Source organism: Bacillus cereus group sp. Sample62 (assembly GCF_036851315.1).
In the GTDB taxonomy this organism is placed as follows: Bacteria; Bacillota; Bacilli; order Bacillales; family Bacillaceae_G; genus Bacillus_A; species Bacillus_A wiedmannii.
The window spans coordinates 3,518,212-3,537,524 of sequence record NZ_JAFLPK010000001.1 but is presented as its reverse complement, the minus strand read 5'-3'; the positions used below and the strand labels follow the sequence as shown (position 1 = coordinate 3,537,524).

Below are 19,313 nucleotides of genomic sequence, written 5' to 3'. Positions count from 1 at the left end.
AAACGAGCAAAAAATGAGAGGAGTATTCAGAGAACTAATGTTCGTATCACTCCTTTTTGTTCGTTTTTGGGTTGGTGAATGAGTGCGTTTGGAAGAAAATATGAGTGAAATGAAAAACGAACATTCTGATTGAATCATCAATAAATGTTCGTTTGATAGGACTTCCTATAACCTTAATTATGTAAACTACCATATAATGAGCGTTATGAGGGTACTTATTTGTTCGGTAATTACTCTTTTGGGAGAATTGTCTTCATTGAGAGATGGTGAATCCGAACGAACGCTTTACCCCATGTTCGTAAAATGTCCCTCTAGCCAACCTCTCAACACACACCCTGAAAATTTTTAGAAAGGAGAATCTATGATGTTTGATTCTATCCTAAATTTACCTAATCAATCTCTATTATATCTCGAACGCAAAATCAAATCAATGTACCCAACATTAAACCCAATCAAACAACGTCCACTAATGACAACAGAACAATATGAAGCAATTTATCCATATGTTTCAGACATGTTGTATCAAGAATTGTCCTTCACTTCATATGATACAACTCTTGTTCATTTTGAAGATGATGAGAACATGGGATATGAAGTTAATGGAATTAAACTGAATGGATTCTATATTGCGGAACATCACAACGCTAAAACACATATATTCATATTTACATATGAAGGAATCTGGCTCTATAACAATGAGCCATTGGATACACCTACCCACATTCAAGAATATATAAACAAACTAGTTTGTAATTCTCACGAATGTTTAATATATAACAAATCAATTACAAAGGAGAATATAGATATGGATAATATTGAAAGATTACAAATGGAAATCGGTGGTATTGAATTACCGTATGAAGAATTACTTGTGTACTTAGAAGAAGAAGGAATTTACGGTGATGCAACTTACAATGCTTCATCAAAAGCCAATAAAAAAGCAATTTATGCAACTGCACTGGCAATCTTAAATTCAATTGCTAACCAACCACATGCAATGAAGAATTACAAGCAAGACGACATGACAATTGAAAATTTTGCTAAGTATTTGCAGTCACGAATTGACCAACTGGAGAAAACGATTCGTCAAATGCCAAATGAAGATTCTACACCTAGCAATTTCTTCAATTTATTCCAATGAGAAAGGAGAGTAAACAATGGATAAGTTTAATATTTTTAAGACACAATACAACGCCTTTAACGACATGATGTCATTGGCAGGTCAAGAAGTGTATGTAAATGGTGAGAAGAAACATGGAATTATTACAAATACAGATACTACAGAATTTAATGATAAATATCTTTCAACTGACTTTGTAATGATGCGTGGCGATTATATCTATTACGATAATATGTATTGGATGATTTGGAATCAAGTAACTGTACCACGTACAGAATCTTATAAAGGAATTATGAGACAAGCAGAACATGATGTTATCTTTAACTTGTATTATGCAGGTGTAGCAAGTAAATATCTTTTAAAATGTCCTGCAATCATTCAGCGCACAAGTGACTACACACAACATTATCAAAGTACAGTATCAATGATTACAGTTGATTCAGAGATTCATGTGTTTGTAAGAGATACACCTAGCACAAGAAGAATTATCGAACTTGCTGGTAAGGGGGACGGTGAAATTGTTTTAGGAGAACGAAACTATGACATTATTGGTGTATCTATCGAAAAAAAAGGATACCTTAACATTACTTGCCGTTTAAGTAATAGAAGTTCTGCAACTGACTACGTTAATAATATTTATTGGTCAACTAGTGGAAGTAAACCTTCTGATTGGGCGAGTCAAATTGATGATACTTTCTATCAACGTGGAAGCATTCCACCAGAGTCAACTGGAACAGTAACAGTTAAACATGTTAATGAATCAACCGCTGAAATTGCACCATCGGATTCATTAACTGGTAATGTAGGTTCAACATATACAACGTCAGCCAAAACAATAGATGGATATACACTAAAAACAACACCTGCAACTGCATCGGGAACATATATTACAGGTAACATTGATGTTGTATATGTTTATAAAGAAAACGTTTCCCCACCTGCAAATCTTCCAACAGGAACAGAGCCAACAGAAGTTACAGCACTGTATTATGACAATACATACACTGGGAATTTAGAATGGTTGCCAGAATTGAAGAAAAATAATTGGGATGGTTTTAGTGGATATCGTGTAAAAGTTGGTTATGAGGATTGGGGAGAAGATGAAATAGTTAACACCTATACTACAACAGCAGAATGGCAAAAGATAACTAAGACATTAGATAGTACAGGATTTGTTACAATTGAATCTATTTATACTGATGGTACAACAATTGTATATCTAAAACCAAAACGATATACTAAAGCACAATTAGAGGAATTACCAGATGAATCTTCACCTTGGTAATATGAAATTAGTGGCATATCTCATGATATGCCTTTATTTTTGTTTTTAAGGTGTTTTAATTGATTCTTGATATTTTGTATTAAGTTGACTCTTAAAATCTAGTACAAGTAAATTTGAAAGGTCGGTTTTGAAGTGGAAGTGAATTTGTGTTTTTGTAATTCCTTTTAATATATATAAAGTCTGCACATCGAGGAATCTTGAAATCTCTTGATAACAGTGATGTCCTTTTCACTCAATAAGTACCAAGTTATAATTAGGTACTATCATTTGGTATATCGTCCAAACATGATAAACGGAAAAAATATCTCCTAAATAAGCCAAAAGAAATAAATATTGGTATTAATGTATGGATGGTTTAGGAAAAAATTGATAATATATGAATATAAAAATCTAATTGTTTTATTGAGGAGTGGGGTAAGGATGGCTAGACCTAGAGTGTTTATAAGTTCAACATTCTATGATTTAAAATATGTAAGAGAAGATATTGCACGTTGTGTAAGAGATTTAGGGTATGAATCCATCCTTTTTGAAAAAGGTGAAATTCCTTACGGGAAAAATCAAAGACCAGAAGAGTATTGTTATAAAGAAATAGAATTATGCGACGTACTAGTATCTATAATTGGCGGAAGATACGGTTCGGAATCATCCGAATCGGGGTATTCTGTTACACAAAAAGAATTGAGACAAGCATTAGAAGTTGGAAAACAAGTATACATATTTGTTGATAAGAACGTACAAGCAGAATTTGAAACATATAAAATAAATAAGGATAATGAACATATAAAATTCCGACATGTTGACAATCGAAAGGTATATGAGTTTTTAGAAGAAGTATATGAGTTACCGAGAAATAATCCTATATTTTCTTTTGAATCTTCACAAGAGATTGTCAGGGTGCTTAAAGAGCAATGGTCGGGTTTATTTCAACGCTTATTAAGTAAAGAAGAAGATGGAAAACAGTTAGAGATGATAAATGCTTTAAAAAGTACAATGTCTACCTTGCAAAATATTGTAAAGGTGATGTCAGAAAAGAATGAAACTCAAAGTACGGTTATGAAAGAACTAATACTTTTAAATCATCCTGCTTTTTCACATCTGAGATTTCTGTTAAATTCTGGTATGAGGATAGTGTTTATGAATTATGAGGAATTTACTGAGATAATGTCTACTTTTGGTTATTGGAAGCGTGAGAGTGATTTTCCTTTTGATGATTATGAAGATTGGATTAATATACAAAATGGTACTGAATACACACTACAAGTTGCTAAGAATTTATTTGATAAGAATGGAATGCTCGTACCAGAGAGTGATGGGTGGTCACCTAATTTAATGCAACTTCATGAAAGAGAAATGAAAAATCCATTTGCACAGACGGTTAGTGATGAATTGCCGTTTTAATTATTTTATTTTGTGTATAAAAATTTCAAATTGTTTTCTGTAAAAAGTATGGGGAGGACTTTGCAAATTTAAGGATGTATAAACGTACTTTTTAAAGTGGAACAGGGAAATAGACATGCTACTTAACGAAGGATGAATTGCTGAATGCTCATCCTTTTTATTTACAAATTTTCAAACAAAACCTTAATAAATAATGAATTATATCAATTTAACAAAATAAACATTTATCAAGGGGTGGAGTATATGAAATGTAAAAAGAAAAATTTGGTGCTTGTTTTTACAATGTTTTTAACTTTCTTATTGCTTATGGGTTGTGAGAATAAGAAAGAGGAAACGTTGGCAGATAAAGCATTTGAAGAAAATTCGAAAACAGAGGATAGGGCAAAAGAACAAAAGGATGCTCAAACGGAAGAAACGAAAAAAGAAATCAGTAGGAATATTTTTAAAACATTGCCTTGGCAAGTTAATACTTTAATTTCTGATGTGAATGGTGTTGCGAAAATGTTAAGTAAGAAAGCAACAACAGATAAAGATTTAAAAGAACAGTTGAGGAACTTGGAGAAAAGTATAGAAGAGGTTGAACTTGGCTTGGAATATTTACCAGAAGAATTTGAAAATGTTGAAACAAACCTTAAGGGTTTTTCGAGTAACTCAAAAACATTTATAACAGAAGCGGTCAAATTCCATCAAGGGAAAGGAAATGAAGATGAGGTCAAAAAACTATTTTCAGAGATGTTAGATGATATCGTTGCAATAAAAAAGGTGCTTCCTTTAGACGATGAAGATAATGGTTTTTATTCGGTATCTTGGATGGAAGAGTTTATACAAAAGTAGTAAATGGTTTTAACTCATGAAGTGACGATTTAAAGGATAGATGAATGATAAACCACTTTTATATAAGATACTGGAATTTTATAGACAAGGTAAATGAAGATGTGCTATATTTTTCTTAACAGAAAAAGTGGCGGAAAAGAGTCATCAAACCTTGATATATAAGGGTTTTGATGCAAATGGGACAAAAACCTTCCCAAAAGAAAATCAATCAAATGATGAGCGCGATGAATAAGCAACAAACGAAATAAGCGCTAAAAGACACTCGCTAAGAGTGTCTTTTCTTTTTGTTAGTTATGTAGTTTAAAACTTTTAAAAATTCAGTATTTTTGGTAAACTGAAAACATCGCTCATTTTAAGAGAGGAGGATAAAAATGAAGGTATTTATTAATTTAGCGTGGTTTTTTAAACAAGAAAAACGAGCGTACATAATCGGAATTATAATGTTATTTGGTGTCGCGCTTCTTGAACTTGTAGCTCCGAAAGTACTAGGTATTGTAGTAGATGAAATTAATAATGGAACATTAACATCTGAAAAATTGTTGAAGTGGGTTATTCTGTTAGTAGTTGTAGGGATTACTATGTACATATTACGTTATTTATGGCGTATTATGATTTTTGGATCTTCGTTAAAACTAGCCCGTCAATTACGAAAGAATTTATATGAACATTTTACAAAGATGAGCCCATCTTTCTATCAATCACGTCGTACGGGTGATTTGATGGCGCATGCGACTAATGATATTCAGGCGATTCAACAAACTGCTGGATCGGGCGTTTTAACACTTGTTGACTCATTAGCGGTTGGGGGATGTGTACTCGTAGCGATGGGTTTTACAATTAGTTGGAAGTTAACATTGTTAAGTTTAATTCCAATGCCGGTTGTAGCGATTTCGACAAATTATTATGGAACGTTATTACATAAAAGGTTTCATAAAGCGCAGCAATCGTTTTCAGAAATCAATGATAAAGTGCAAGAGAGTATGAGTGGGATGAAGGTAATTCGATCACTTGGACAAGAGAAAGAAGATTTACAAGCATTTCGAAAAAAATCAGAAGATGTTGTACATAAAAATATGTTAGTCGCACGTATTGATTCGTTGTTTGATCCGACAATCTCTCTTATCGTTGGATTTTCTTTTTTAATTGCAGTGTGTTACGGATCAGTATTAGTTGTGAGGGGTGAATTAACTGTAGGTGATCTCGTTACATTTACAACGTATTTAGGTACACTCGTTTGGCCAATGTTAGCCTTTGGATGGTTGTTCAACATTATGGAGCGTGGGCGTGCTTCGTATGACCGTGTAGAAAAAATTCTCTCGCAAACATCAGATGTAGTAAATAGAGAAGATGCTGTACATAAAGTAGCAAGCGGTGATGTTACATTTGCGGTCGATTCATTTTCATATAAGAAAAATGAACTGTTACAGCTAATAGATGTTCACTTTGATTTGAAGAAGGGTGAAACACTAGGAGTTGTCGGACGTACAGGAGCAGGGAAAACGACTTTATTAAAATGTTTAATCCGGGAGTATGATCATTTTAATGGTGAATTAAAAGTTGGGGAGCGGGATATTCGCGATGTAACACTTTACGGTGTCCGCTCTGCCATTTCATACGTGCCGCAAGATCATTTTTTATTTTCAGCGAGTATTGGGGAGAATATTGCCTTTGGAAAGGCGGATGCTACATATAATGAAATAACCCGCGCTGCAGAGATTGCTTGTATTCATAATGACATCCTCCAATTTTCAGAAGGGTATGAAACGGTAGTAGGAGAAAGAGGCGTTTCGTTATCTGGAGGCCAAAAACAGAGAATCTCTATTGCACGTGCTTTATTAACGAATGCGGAAATTTTAATTTTAGATGATTGTTTATCAGCGGTAGATGCAAAAACAGAAGAAACGATTTTAAATGCATTAAAGAGGGAAAGAGCAGGAAAAACAACGATTATTACTGCACATCGTTTAAGTGCAATTCAACATGCCAATCTTATACTTGTTGTGGATGAAGGCAGAATTGTGCAACGAGGTACACATGAACAATTAATGAAAGAAAACGGTTGGTATAAAGAAATGTACGAGAGCCAGCAGTTAGAAGCATTAGTCGAGAAAGGAGGCGTATGATGACCGGGAAGAAGCGAAGTGATTTAAGTAGATTACTTTCTTATATGAAGCCATATAAAAGGTTGCTATCTTTAGCATTTATCTTTTTAGTTGGTGCAACTGTAACTGAAATGATGGGTCCTTTTTTAATTAAACAATTTCTTGATGAACATTTAGTACCACGTAACTTTGATCAATCAGCACTTGTTACTCTATTTGTAGTGTATCTTATTGCTCACTTATTAAAAGTATTATTTACTTATTTAGACTTATTGTATTTTCAAAATATCGCTTTTAAAATTGTTCAAGATATGCGTGTTGAAGTATATGATCATGTTCAAAAGCTGTCATTAAGTTTCTTTGATCGTACGCCGATTGGTACGCTCGTATCGCGCATAACGAATGATACGGAAGCAATTAAAGATTTTTATGTCAGTGTATTATCCACATTTGTCAAAAACGTAGTCTTTTTAATAGGTATTTTAGTAGCAATGTTTTTATTAAATGTAAAACTAGCTCTGTTTTCTCTCGTATTAATTCCGATAATGTTTGCAATTATGGTGCTATATCGCCGGAAGAGTGCAGCCTTTTATTTAGAAGTACGTAATCAATTAAGCGTGTTAAATGCAAAGTTGAATGAGTCCATTCAAGGAATGAATATTGTTCAAGTGTTCAGGCAAGAAAAGCGTATGAGAAAAGAGTTTGAAGAAGTAAATAATAAACATTATAGTGCAGGGCGGCGGACGTTAAAATTAGACGCGTTACTTTTACGTCCAGCAACTGATTTAGTTCATATTGTGGCTATTGCGTTAGTACTTGGTTTATTTGGAATTGATGCTTTGAAGAGTCCTGTTGAAGTAGGTGTCTTATATGCGTTTGTTAATTATATACATCGTTTCTTCCAGCCTGTAAATGAGATGATGATGAAATTATCATTTTTCCAACAGGCACTTGTTTCATCATCACGTGTATTTCATTTAATGGATGAGAAAGATTTAGCTCCAGTTCAAAAAGGGGATGGAAATCCTCAAGTTGTTAATGGAGAAATTGAATTTAAAAATGTTACTTTTTCGTATGATGGAAAACGTGATGTTTTAAAAAATGTATCTTTTCACGTGAAACAAGGGCAAACGGTTGCTTTTGTTGGGCACACTGGTAGCGGAAAAAGTACCATTATGAATTTGTTAATGCGATTTTATAATATTAAGTCCGGAAATATTGTAATAGATGGTGTGGATTTAGAGAAATTTGAAGAACGAGAAATTAGAAAGAAAATAGGACTCGTATTGCAAGATGCATTTTTATTTGCGGGAAATGTAAAACAAAATATTCGTATGTACAATGAAGAAATTACGGATGAAGAAGTAAAAGAAGCGGCACAATTTGTGCAAGCGAATACGTTTATTGAAAAATTACCAGAGCAGTATGAAACAGAAGTAGTAGAAAGAGGAGCTGCATTTTCTAGTGGTCAACGCCAATTAATTGCTTTTGCTAGAACGATAGCAACGAATCCGAAAGTATTAGTATTAGATGAAGCAACAGCTAATATTGATACAGAAACAGAAGATGCGATCCAAACAGCATTACAGCAAATGCGAAAAGGGAGAACGACTATAGCAATTGCACACAGATTATCTACAATTCAAGATGCAGATCAAATTTTTGTTATGCATGATGGAGAAATAGTAGAAAGAGGAACACATCAAGAATTACTGAGTGAGCAAGGGTTGTATTACAATATGTATTTACTACAAAATAAAGGGATTTTACAAAAGGCCTTGTAATTACAAGGCCTTTTTACTTTGTTTATAAAATATGTTTGCTCTCAATGTCTATAGTATAAACGTCGTGACCCTTTATTAAAGTTGTACATATTGTATGTATACGAAATGAAAAAAATTGATAGGAGCTTTTATATGCAAGATAGATCTAGTTCAAATATTACGTTTATCGATGTGTCTCATTGGGAAGGTAACATTGATTGGAATGCAGTGAAGGGATCGGGTATTTCAGCGGCGTATGCAAAAGCGACAGAAGGTGTGAATAATCTTGATCCTACTTTGGTCCAAAATGTACAAGCAGCGCGAAATGCAAATGTATTAATCGGTGCATATCATTTTGCACATCCAGAACTAAATGATGCAATTTCAGAAGCAAAACATTTTGTGAACATATTACAAAACAATCAGACAGACTTAATGCCAGTTTTAGATTTAGAATCACCGATAGATTCGAGTAATAGTAATTTAACTGGTACTGCTATATCTAATTGGGCAAGAAGTTTCATAAATTATGTGAAACAGGCTACTGGAAAAGATGTTATGTTATATACAGGAGTTTGGTATATTAATGAGTTTGGAATTAACGGGTTAAGTGATATTCCACTTTGGATTTCTAAATACTCTAGTACGCCGCCTGCTGATGCTGGTGGATGGACAGAGTGGACAGCATGGCAATACACAGATTCTGGTCAAATTTCAGGTGTAGTAGGAAATTGTGACGTATCAGCAGCGGTTTCATTAGAAGCTTTGCAAGGAAATGGAACAAATGGTGGTGGAAATGTTTCCCCGCCTAGTACTGCTATTGCAGTCTACGGCGTTGCTGTAATTAAAGGCGATAATGTAAATTTACGGAGTGGGCCATCTTTACAATCTAGTGTAATCCGCCAGCTAAATAGAGGAGAATCGTATGAAGTTTTGAACGAACAAGGTAGTTGGCTTGCTTTAGGTGGAAACGAATGGATATACTATGATCCAAGTTACATTCAGTATAAACATTATGTGGCGACTATTACTGGTGATAATGTGAATCTGCGGGATGCTCCATCATTAACTGGAAATGTTATAAGACAGTTACATCATGGTGAGGCTTATAGAGTATGGTGTAAGCAAGATGGATGGCTTGGTTTAGGTGGAAATGGTTGGATATACTATGATCCAAGTTATATTCATTATGGTGTACAATAAAATGCACGTAAAAGGTATCTCGCCTGAGATGCCTTTTACTCTGCTATTTGAGGGCAACCTGAAACGATCAGTAGGGCATGGGGAAAATGGCTTATTAAAGTCTCGTTTCATTAAAAATATGTAATTTTTACAAAGTGTATATTGAAAGCATAGTATAATATAATGGATGTTTATAAAAATAAATGAAAATGGACTAAAGGAGTAAAAATATGGATTATGTGCTAATAGGTGTGATTTTATTATTATTAGCTGTAGCATTCGTGCTGTTCTATAAAAATAAACAGCTAGAATCAGAGAGTCAGCAAGTAGAGTTTGAGAAGAAACAAGCAATTGAAACGTATGAAAATGAAATTGCAGCTACGGTTACAGAGCATAAAGAACAACAAAATACATTGAAAAGTATGGAACAGAAGAAATATAATGATTTACAAATAAGTGCAGCTAGAGAACTTGAAAATATGCGTATGATGAAAAATCAATTAGCTGTGCAACATAGTAAAGAACGCAGTGAAATGCAAGAAAAACATAGTAACGAAATACATATGTTTCAAAAGTTAATTGCAAATTTGCGAGAGTATACGAAAAATGAAGCTGAAGTGAATACACACGAAACATTACATTATATGAAGCGTGGATTTGTAGAACAAGGCATAATACTAGACACTGAATTTTATATTATGCCGAATGTTTTTATTAAAAATCAGCACGGAGGAAATGATTGTCGCATTCATCATCTTGTCTTAAGTAAAACGGGTATGTATCTACTTGAGACGAAAGAATGGACAGGGAAATTAATTCATGGCTTAACGAAAGAAAATGCTAGTATATATTCATTTATGATTGATGAAATTGGCAAGTATCAACAAGAAGTAGAGAAAGAAGAGACGTTTGAATGCATTACAGGTGAAGATTCATTAACGATACAAGTGAAAAATGAAGGGAATCCAGTATATAGAGCGAAGAAACTATCTCATATTCTATACAATTGTTTGAAAGAAATACAAGTTGATATTGTAAAGGAAAACGTAAAACCGATTGTATATTTTTATAATGAGAGTGGGAAAGAAGTGCTAGATCTGTCTGAAGAAAAAACGCCGAGATTAAAAGATAGAGAGCAAATTGTAACGTTCTTCAAAAATGAGATCTTAACAGGCAAAGTAATATATACAGATCAAGAGTTAGAAAAACTTCGAGAAATCATTAGCCGGATGAATTATATAATTAATTAAGAAGGGGTGGGCTTTTGAGTGCTATATTGAGGGGTATTTTGTACATTTATTTTTGTTTGTATATACTAATGTATCTTGCGTTTATTTTTGTAATTGATGCGGTTCATATGTCAGTAAGTGTAAAAAGTATGTTTGTAGTAGTCATGCCATTTGTTTTATTAGTCGTGATTCAAAAATTCGTCTTACGCACTTCTGTAAATCGTAATACAGAAAAGAAGCAAATGCTAGGTGTAATGATAGTAGGTTGTATTCTATTGTTAGTGTGCACAGGACAATTAAGTATGAATACATACACTTCAAATTTTAATCAAGATCGGTGGTTACATGCTGAAGAGAAACGGGTACATATGGTAGATGATCTATTACAAAAATATAAATTAATAGGGAAATCAAATGAAGAAATCACAAAATTATTAGGAGCACCCACTGGAACAAGCAATGGAAAAGACGGTGTTATCACTTCGTACTATCTTGGAACTGAACGTGGCTATATTCCAATAGATAGTGAACAGCTTGTTTTACAATTTGATAGAGATGGTAGAGTTGTGGAATATAAGGTGCAAAGAGATTAAAGAAACGGAGAGAGAAGCTATATATTATAGCTTCTTTTTTATATTCCAATATAGTAAATACAGGCAAATAGTAGTCATTCCTATCTATACGAATCGGAATGAGTCTGTTATATTGTAAATGGTTATGTAGTTTAATAGTTTACTAGATGTCCTATATTTTGGTTGAGGAGGGGGAAATTAACACGAATTTAATTATGACGTGTTAAGTATTATGATGAAAAAAAGATTTTATAATGTTTTAGCTGCATCGATTGTATTTAGCGTGGTAACGATTCCGAATTATTCCTATGCTAATGAGTTGGAAAAAACTGTAGCGATTTCACCTGATGAACAAGCTTTAAAAAGTATTGAAAACCATATGAAAGAGGAAGATGGTCGAGGAGAAGATAAAGGAGTACAAAATGAAGTGCAAGGTGAATTTCTTGTACATATAGTGAAAGAAGTATCTTTATATGATTCCAGTAATCTTCGAAAAGAGACAGGGGTTCACATTTCGAATCAAGTCGTAAAAGCTGAGAAGAGAAAAGGAAACGCTTACTATGTTCGGACTTCATCTGGAACTGGATGGATAGAAAATAGTGAGGGGAATGTAGAGGTTAAAGAAGTCCACCCTTTATTAAGTGAAAAGTTGGTTATTAATGAAGTAACCTCTACTTACTCTGAACCATTTACTTCATACAAAGAAGAAAATGTATTAGAACCACAAACCATTCAAGTAATGGGACAGGCGGGAGAATGGTTCCAAGTAAAAATAAATAATGAGATGAAATGGATTTATTCACCTTCAGCAAAATTTGAAGGAACAAAGGCTTCGCTTATTCAAGAGGCAACACCAGCACGTACAAAACGTGCAGCAGTTATGTATGCTGCACCAATAGAAGAGAAAACAACGGATATTTATGGTGTAACTTTAAAAGAAATGATTGTACCGAAAGGAAATGAAAATATCCGTCCTGGTTATGCGATGAAGCCGAAGTATATTACGATTCATGAGACAGATAATTACAGTGTTGGGGCAAATGCTAAAAACCATGCAATATATTTATATAACCAAGCAACGGGTACGGAAGATCGTTCAGCGTCATGGCACTTTACGGTAGACGATAAAGAGATTTATCAACATCTTCCATTAAACGAAAATGCTTGGCATGCAGGAGATGGAGCAGAAGGAACTGGAAATCGAGAATCCATTGCAATTGAAATTGCTGTAAACGAAGATGGTGATTATAATAAAGCTGTTGAAAATGCACGTAAATTAACAGCTTATTTAATGGGAGAATTACATCTTCCTTTAGAAAATGTGAAGAAACATCAATTCTGGAGTGGAAAGAATTGTCCGGCTATTATGATTAAAAATAATGCGTGGGAACCATTCTTACAAGGAACAAAGGTTTATTATGATGCGAACCATAAAGATGATATAACAGGTGGTTGGTACGAATCAGACATTCGTGAATTAGATAAACGAGGCATTATGATTGGGGATGGGAAAGGTTCTTATTGGCCAGAGCGTCTTGTCACACGTGGCGAATTTGCGAATTTAATTTCAAGATCATTACAGTTACCTGAAGGATCATCGAATTTTAATGATTTAAATACAGCACATTCATCGCTAATAGATGGTATTAATCGTGCAGCAAGTGCCGGGATAATAAGTGGTAGAGGAAATGGGACATTTGCTCCAAATGATACGATTAAACGAGATGAAGCCGTTATCATGATTGACCGTGCACTGCAATATAAAAAAATTAAGGGTAACTTAGTTCCGTTACCATTCTCAGATCAAGATTTAGCATATGATAAACAAGCTGTACAACGTGTTTATGGATTAGGTATTGTAAAAGGGAATGAAAATAATGAATTTATGCCAAAAGGTTCTGCAACGCGTGGAGAATCGGCAGCATTTATTAATAGAATGTTAAAAGTAATAGAAAGTAAATAATGAAAAAGCATTCGCGATTGCGAGTGCTTTTTTATTTTTCAATACGTTATGGAAGGGAGAGAAGGGTTTTGAAGGGAATAAGGAATGAAAGCGGAGGTGATGCATATATATAGATGCATTGGGTTATTTTTATCTTGCATAAACGAGCAGCCCGATTATAATCAGTGAGGAATGGACCAAATCGCAATTGATTAAAGTTTCACTGTATCATATTGTATAAATGAAAAGGAGGTAAGACGGTGAAAGCTATACCGACTGAAGTCCTGAGTAAAGAATTGATGGAAAGAGAAGGGGTTATATCTATTACAGTAAAGGAATTTGAAAAGATAGAGGTAGCTGGAGTAGTAGTTGCTGGCCCTGCAGTAATTTTGATTAATCAAGACTAAGTACATAGTATCAATTTAGAAAAGTATGAAAAGCATCTATCTAGGATGCTTTTTATTTGTATGCAAGGAAGAAGATGGTGGATAATTGGATTACTGGAGGGAGAGTATGTGGCAATTATTATAACGATGTTAGTAATGGGAGTTTTATTAGGATTTGTTGGAGCAGGGGGAGCTGGTTTTATTATCGCAATACTCACTTTAGTATTCCACATTCCTATTCATGTTGCACTTGCAACGTCTTTAAGTGCTATGGCATTTACGACATTATCTGGGGTTATAAGTCATTATCGTGAAGGAAATGTTGTATTTACTATAGGTGGGATTGTTGGTGGATGTGGAGCACTTGGTTCTTATATTGGTTCAAAGCTTGGTTCACTTATCCCACCGTATCTTCTTCATTGGTTTACAGCTGGGATGTTATTTTTATCTGCAATTTTTATGTTTATTAAATTAATTAAGTTTCAAAATAGGGAAGAACTACTTTTAGCAGAAATTAAAGATTTTTCGAAAGAAAATATAATGAAATGTATATGTCTTGGATTAGTCACTGGAATGATGGCTGGTTCATTCGGGATTGGTTCTGCACCATTTATTCAACTTGGATTAATGGTTCTATTAGGATTAACGATTCAGCAATCTGTAGGAACAACAATGCTTGTTATATTGCCGATTGCGATTGGAGGTGGGCTAGGATATAGTTCAGAAGGGTATCTAGATTATATATTGTTATTACAAGTATTAATTGGGACGATGTTAGGAGCGTATATCGGAGCGAAGTTTACAAATTATGCACCACGTATGCTTTTGAAGTTTTCAATGATTATGACACCAGTTGTAGCTGGATGTATGTTATTGATGGAATAAAAATAATATAGCAAACTAATATGTTTTACGACTGAATTATGTAAGTAATTCATATTTCCCATATAAAAGGATTTGCTTTAATATAATGAGTATAAAGTTCGAGTATTCGAAGTACTACTTGAATTATATCCCTATCCCTTTTCTAAAAATGCGAACAAGTTTTGCCCTATTCTATTCAATATTTAATTGCATAGAAATATATTGTTCGATGACCATTATGGAACGTACATAATGGGAAATCCCGATCCTTAAAGAGGATGCCCCTAATCTTCATGTGAAAATATGATCGGATAAGAAAGCTGACCAAATTATGGTCGGCTTTCTTTTTGTTCAAAAACTATTTCTTTTTTAATTTCTGTTTGTAATAATAAAGCTTTTCCAAAACGACGTTTACATTCCGCACGCACTTTTTCAATGGCTAGTAGCTGAGTAGTGGCGGGAACTGTTACGATAGCTTGGCGTGGTTTTCGATTTTCTTCACAAAAGACACATTCCACAACATATTTAGAAATCATATTTTCATCCTTCCGTTTTTAATTTCTAAGAAGGGATTGTCTATGAAGTTAATGTGATTTTTCGTCATTAGTTTACTTTTTTCCTCTTTTTTCAAGGAGAAAATGATAAAGAAGGTGAATTTTTGTAGGGGGAGGGATGTATATGGAAAGATGGATAGGTTGTGCAGCAGTATGTATAAATGAAAAAAATGAAGTTTTAATGGTGTTGCAAGGGCAAAAGGGTGAAGAAAAAAGGTGGTCTGTTCCAAGTGGAGGGTTTGAAAAGGGAGAGACACTAGAAGAATGTTGTATTCGAGAAGTTTGGGAAGAAACAGGTTACAATGTGGAAGTTGTAAATAAAATATATGAAAAAGAAAGTATTACATACGGGGTTCCTGTATACGTTCATTATTATGTCGTTAAAAAAATAGGCGGTAATATGAAAATCCAAGATCCTGATGAGTTAATACATGAAATTGCTTGGAAGAGGATAGATGAAATGAAGGAATTAACGCTATCTTTCCCGGAGGATTATGAGATTTTAAATAAATATATAAATAAAAAAGCGAGTGTTTAAACACTTGCTTTTTCAATGTATCCACGATAAGAAAAGTGGTACGATAACTAAACTAGCTCCTGCTGTTAAAAGCATAGATAAACTTGCAATGGTTCCTTCTACAGGTCCGATTTCGAATGCTTTTGATGTACCGGTTCCATTTGCGCTAGTGCCTAACATAATGCCTTTTGCGAGCGCTGTTTTAATACGGCATATACGTATGAGAGCAGGTCCGAGCAATGCTCCTGTTAACGCAGTTAAAACAACAAATACAGCTGTTAATTGTGACATACCACCGATCATTTCTGAAATGGCCATTGCAATTGGTGTCGTTACAATATGAGGCGCTAAACTATGTTCTAACGATGAATCAATTTGAAAATAATTAGCTAGTAGTGCTGAAGTAATAACTGATAAAAACGAGCCGACAATGACATTAAGTAAGATAGCTATTCCGTGTTTCTTGAGTAAATCAAAGTATTTATAGATTGGCCATGCAAAAGCGACTGTTGCAGGCTTTAATAATTCTGTTAACCATTGACCACCTGTTTCATATGTTTCATAAGGTGTGTCTAGTCCGAGTAATAAAGCAATTAAAATAATAGGGCAGACGAGAAGAGGAGAAAGTAAGCTCCAGTTCCAGCGTTTATACATTTTCTTCGATATCCAATATGTGAATAGTGTTAATAGTAAACAAAGAAAGCCGATCATTGTGTTGATCCTTTCCGCTTTAGTAGCAATTCTGTTAGGAGTCCTGTAGCGAGAGTGACACAAAGTGTACTAATCATAATAATTAAAATGAGATCGATTCCATATTGTGATAGTGTATCTTTGTAGCGTATGACAGCGACTGCAGAAGGAATGAAAAATAAAATAAGTTCTTTTAATAAAAAGTCTGCTCCGTCCTGTATCCACTCTTTTTTCACTAGGTTAAATTTTAATGAAATTAACAATAAAAAAATACCGATTATACTTCCTGGAACTGGGAGGTGTGCCTGTTTTGCAATCCATTCACCTGTCCAAGCGAAACAAAATAATAATAAAATTTGTCCGCTTAATTTCCACCATTTCATACAGTACCCACCTCTTTCTTTTTTTACATAAAAATTGTAAAAAAGAATTAACAATTTCTACTATACGTTCATTCGAAAAATTTGTCTAATATATAAATTATATGTTATTAATATATTAGATGTATTAATTGAAAGTGAAAAGGGTGTCCAAAATGGAATTACGGCATTTGCAATATTTTGTTGTAGTGGCAGAGGAGTTACACTTTGGACGAGCAGCTGCTCGTTTACAAATGACACAACCACCGCTTAGTCAACAAATTCAGCAATTAGAAAAAGAAATGGGAGTTATGTTATTTTCAAGAACGAAGAGAAAAGTTGAATTAACAGAAGCTGGAGAAATGTTTTTAAAAGAAGTAAAAAAAGCGTTCGAACAAATTGATAAAGCAGTAGAAGTTGCACAAAGTGCCCAAAGGGGAGAAGTGGGCTCACTTTCAATTGGTTTTGTAGGTGCGGCGATATATGATATTTTACCATCTATCGTAAGGGAGTATAGAAAGAAATTTCCGAGAGTGTCTGTTGCATTACATGAACTGTCAACACCGGATCAGGTGCATGCACTTCACGATAACCGTATTGATATTGGCTTTTTGCGTCCGCCAATTCCAACGCAATTACTAGAGTTAGAACCAATTCAAAAGCTTTCTTGTACGTTATGTTTACCGAAGGCACATCCACTTGCTGAAAAGGATGAAATACATATTGAAGATTTAAGAGAAGAACCGTTCGTATTTATTACGAGACCGGTATGGCCAGCGTTATACGATACAATTTTATCACTTTGCCGCGACGTAGGATTTAGTCCACACATTGTACAAGAAGCAACGGAATATCAAACAGTTATGGGACTTGTAGCAGCAGGAATCGGAATTACGGTCATACCTGTATCGGCAAATAAATTGTATAAAACAGAAGTCGTATATAAAGAGTTATGTGATTCGAATTTTGTTGCAGAAATGTCAGTAGCTTATAAAAAAATGAATAGCAATCCAGAGCTTTTAGAGTTTTTAAAAATTGCAAGAGAGAAGAAAAGAATAGAAGTTGAGGATGAGATTAATTAAGTTATTCAAAAGTACACCTCATTAAACACTAAAGTGGAAATGCAATATAATTGCATTTCCACTTTAGTGTTCTTTTTTTAGCTCTATACTAAAGAGATAAACATGTTCGTTTTCTTGTAATAGTTGGTCAATAGCGTTTTTTTCCTCAAGCATTGGAACTCTTACGGTTTCTTTATTCGTTTTTATTATAGCCGCTAAAGTCGTCTTTTGATTGTATGTTAAGTTTATTGCAGATTGAAGAGTAGTAGAGGTAGAGCTATTTACGATTGGAGGTGCTTCTTCAGGAGCGAGCATGGAGCTACCTTCAATATTAATATACCAATGTTTTTGCACTTGTACATCTTTATCGAGTTGGGATTGAGGTGGTAAAAAAGAAAGCTTTACTTTCTTTTTTGGAAAATGGGAGGTAGCTATATTCGCAATTACGTTTGTTTTTTTACCATTTTGATAATAATCAATCGTAGCATGTATTTCATCTTTTTCATTTTTTAGGGTAACGTTATAAAATATGCTGTCTCCTTCTTGAAAAGGAGTCATTTGTAAAATAGAAGATTGCTCTTCTGTTAATTTGTATGGCTCAACAATGGCATCTGCATTGTTTTTAAGTGAGCTACAACTTGTGAGAAATAATAAAAATAAGATTGATAGTAATTTTATGCGCATGCAACCCCCTCCTTTTTACAATTATATTCTTAATATGATTTTTTTACCATTTTATTTTCTAGGACTAAAGACTTAGAAAAAATTCAGATTGTAGTGCGATGTTTAAAATGTCATATTTTTATACACTAGTAGTATAGAATGAGTATGGTATGAAGTAAGGTAGGGGAAGAATATATGTCTTTATGTCAGTTAGTGAGAAAAAATATAAGAACATTTGCTGCCAAAAGGATGAAGCAATTCATGTGGGTTGCTATGAGTACTATGATTTTATTTTTTATGATATCGCTCCAATTTAATGAAGGAGCTATTGGGAAATTAGAGACTACACTTTTATTTCAAATGAGCTTTTACATGCTGTTTATTGTATTCATTTTTATTTGTATTTTTACTACATATAAAATAACGTTTTCTCTTCTGCAAGTGAGGAAAGAGGAACTTAAATCTTATGTAGCAGAGAATAGGAAGAGAAATGACGTACTATGTTTATTATGTCAGGAGCAATTATTTATTTATGGAGCAGCGTTTGTTTTTGGATTAGTGAATGGGATGTTATTTTTGAAATTATTTACGATTATCTTTATGAAAATAGCAGGAATACAAGGGATAAATAGTGCACCAATTACAATATATGCAATCGTAGTTGTTAGTATAATTATGATCGTTATCGTCCTATTATCGGTGATGCAATGTTTTCGATTTGTTCAAAGTTTACAAGATGAAAATTCGTTTTCATTCAAGGAAAAGGCATGAGAAATCATGCCTTTTCTTATT

General features: G+C 33.8%; 19 protein-coding genes and 1 pseudogene. 16 read left to right on the top strand and 4 right to left on the bottom strand.

The window, feature by feature from the left end; genetic code table 11:
* Window positions 1–364: 364 nt before the first annotated feature.
* The 13 genes and pseudogenes from J0835_RS17920 to J0835_RS17860 all read left to right on the top strand — a co-directional run bounded on the left by J0835_RS17920 (window position 365) and on the right by J0835_RS17860 (window position 14,698).
* Entirely contained in the window at window positions 365–1,141 is a 777-nt protein-coding gene (locus J0835_RS17920; RefSeq protein WP_000460407.1) for a hypothetical protein, read from the top strand.
* Window positions 1,142–1,157: 16 nt separating this feature from the next.
* Entirely contained in the window at window positions 1,158–2,405 is a 1,248-nt protein-coding gene (locus J0835_RS17915; protein ID WP_000357178.1) for a MucBP domain-containing protein, read from the top strand.
* A gap of 420 nt (window positions 2,406–2,825) precedes the next feature.
* On the top strand, window positions 2,826–3,803 hold the full coding sequence (locus tag J0835_RS17910; protein WP_000113729.1) for a DUF4062 domain-containing protein: 978 nt from the start codon (window positions 2,826–2,828) through the stop codon (window positions 3,801–3,803).
* 243 nt (window positions 3,804–4,046) lie between these two features.
* Window positions 4,047–4,637, top strand: coding sequence for a hypothetical protein (locus J0835_RS17905; protein ID WP_000649832.1), 591 nt, complete (start codon window positions 4,047–4,049; stop codon window positions 4,635–4,637).
* Window positions 4,638–4,801: 164 nt separating this feature from the next.
* Window positions 4,802–4,885 (top strand): annotated as a pseudogene (locus J0835_RS29235) (YneF family protein); the annotation flags it as partial.
* A 123-nt stretch (window positions 4,886–5,008) separates the two neighbouring features.
* Window positions 5,009–6,760 (top strand): ABC transporter ATP-binding protein, encoded by a 1,752-nt coding sequence (locus J0835_RS17895; RefSeq protein ID WP_087981547.1) that lies wholly within the window; start codon window positions 5,009–5,011, stop codon window positions 6,758–6,760.
* Complete coding sequence (locus J0835_RS17890; protein WP_048562542.1) at window positions 6,760–8,523, top strand: ABC transporter ATP-binding protein; 1,764 nt, start codon at window positions 6,760–6,762, stop codon at window positions 8,521–8,523. Before J0835_RS17895 ends, J0835_RS17890 begins: the two co-directional genes overlap by 1 nt.
* A gap of 132 nt (window positions 8,524–8,655) precedes the next feature.
* Entirely contained in the window at window positions 8,656–9,705 is a 1,050-nt protein-coding gene (locus J0835_RS17885; RefSeq protein WP_333728154.1) for a GH25 family lysozyme, read from the top strand.
* Window positions 9,706–9,914: 209 nt separating this feature from the next.
* Window positions 9,915–10,934, top strand: coding sequence for a nuclease-related domain-containing protein (locus tag J0835_RS17880; RefSeq protein ID WP_087981545.1), 1,020 nt, complete (start codon window positions 9,915–9,917; stop codon window positions 10,932–10,934).
* Window positions 10,935–11,002: 68 nt separating this feature from the next.
* Entirely contained in the window at window positions 11,003–11,506 is a 504-nt protein-coding gene (locus J0835_RS17875) for a hypothetical protein (protein ID WP_242250094.1), read from the top strand.
* Between the two features lie 214 nt (window positions 11,507–11,720).
* On the top strand, window positions 11,721–13,448 hold the full coding sequence (locus J0835_RS17870; RefSeq protein WP_087981576.1) for an S-layer homology domain-containing protein: 1,728 nt from the start codon (window positions 11,721–11,723) through the stop codon (window positions 13,446–13,448).
* A 239-nt stretch (window positions 13,449–13,687) separates the two neighbouring features.
* A complete protein-coding gene (locus J0835_RS17865; protein WP_087981543.1) occupies window positions 13,688–13,834 on the top strand; it encodes a BC1881 family protein in 147 nt (48 codons plus the stop codon).
* Between the two features lie 60 nt (window positions 13,835–13,894).
* The gene (locus tag J0835_RS17860) at window positions 13,895–14,698 is read left to right on the top strand and encodes a sulfite exporter TauE/SafE family protein (RefSeq protein WP_140386860.1); all 804 of its coding nucleotides are present in this window, start codon (window positions 13,895–13,897) and stop codon (window positions 14,696–14,698) included.
* Window positions 14,699–15,006: 308 nt separating this feature from the next.
* Here the strand turns inward: J0835_RS17860 and J0835_RS17855 are convergent, their stop codons facing one another.
* Entirely contained in the window at window positions 15,007–15,213 is a 207-nt protein-coding gene (locus J0835_RS17855) for a DUF3903 domain-containing protein (RefSeq protein ID WP_087981541.1), read from the bottom strand.
* 142 nt (window positions 15,214–15,355) lie between these two features.
* On the opposite strand from J0835_RS17855, the gene J0835_RS17850 reads away from it, so the two are divergent.
* Window positions 15,356–15,769 (top strand): NUDIX hydrolase, encoded by a 414-nt coding sequence (locus tag J0835_RS17850; RefSeq protein WP_087981540.1) that lies wholly within the window; start codon window positions 15,356–15,358, stop codon window positions 15,767–15,769.
* A 12-nt stretch (window positions 15,770–15,781) separates the two neighbouring features.
* On the opposite strand, the gene J0835_RS17845 is transcribed toward J0835_RS17850, so the two are convergent.
* Window positions 15,782–16,459 (bottom strand): LrgB family protein, encoded by a 678-nt coding sequence (locus tag J0835_RS17845; RefSeq protein WP_087981539.1) that lies wholly within the window; start codon window positions 16,457–16,459, stop codon window positions 15,782–15,784.
* Complete coding sequence (locus J0835_RS17840) at window positions 16,456–16,821, bottom strand: CidA/LrgA family holin-like protein (RefSeq protein WP_000872362.1); 366 nt, start codon at window positions 16,819–16,821, stop codon at window positions 16,456–16,458. Before J0835_RS17840 ends, J0835_RS17845 begins: the two co-directional genes overlap by 4 nt.
* Before the next feature lie 152 nt (window positions 16,822–16,973).
* Between J0835_RS17840 and alsR the strand changes: the two genes are divergently transcribed.
* A complete protein-coding gene (alsR, locus tag J0835_RS17835) occupies window positions 16,974–17,879 on the top strand; it encodes an acetoin biosynthesis transcriptional regulator AlsR (RefSeq protein ID WP_087981538.1) in 906 nt (301 codons plus the stop codon).
* Between the two features lie 63 nt (window positions 17,880–17,942).
* Here alsR and J0835_RS17830 read toward each other — a convergent pair whose 3' ends face one another.
* Window positions 17,943–18,542, bottom strand: a complete 600-nt coding sequence (locus J0835_RS17830) for a histidine kinase (RefSeq protein WP_087981537.1) — start codon at window positions 18,540–18,542, stop codon at window positions 17,943–17,945.
* A gap of 174 nt (window positions 18,543–18,716) precedes the next feature.
* Between J0835_RS17830 and J0835_RS17825 the strand changes: the two genes are divergently transcribed.
* A complete protein-coding gene (locus J0835_RS17825; RefSeq protein WP_087981536.1) occupies window positions 18,717–19,292 on the top strand; it encodes an ABC transporter permease in 576 nt (191 codons plus the stop codon).
* Window positions 19,293–19,313 lie beyond the last annotated feature (21 nt).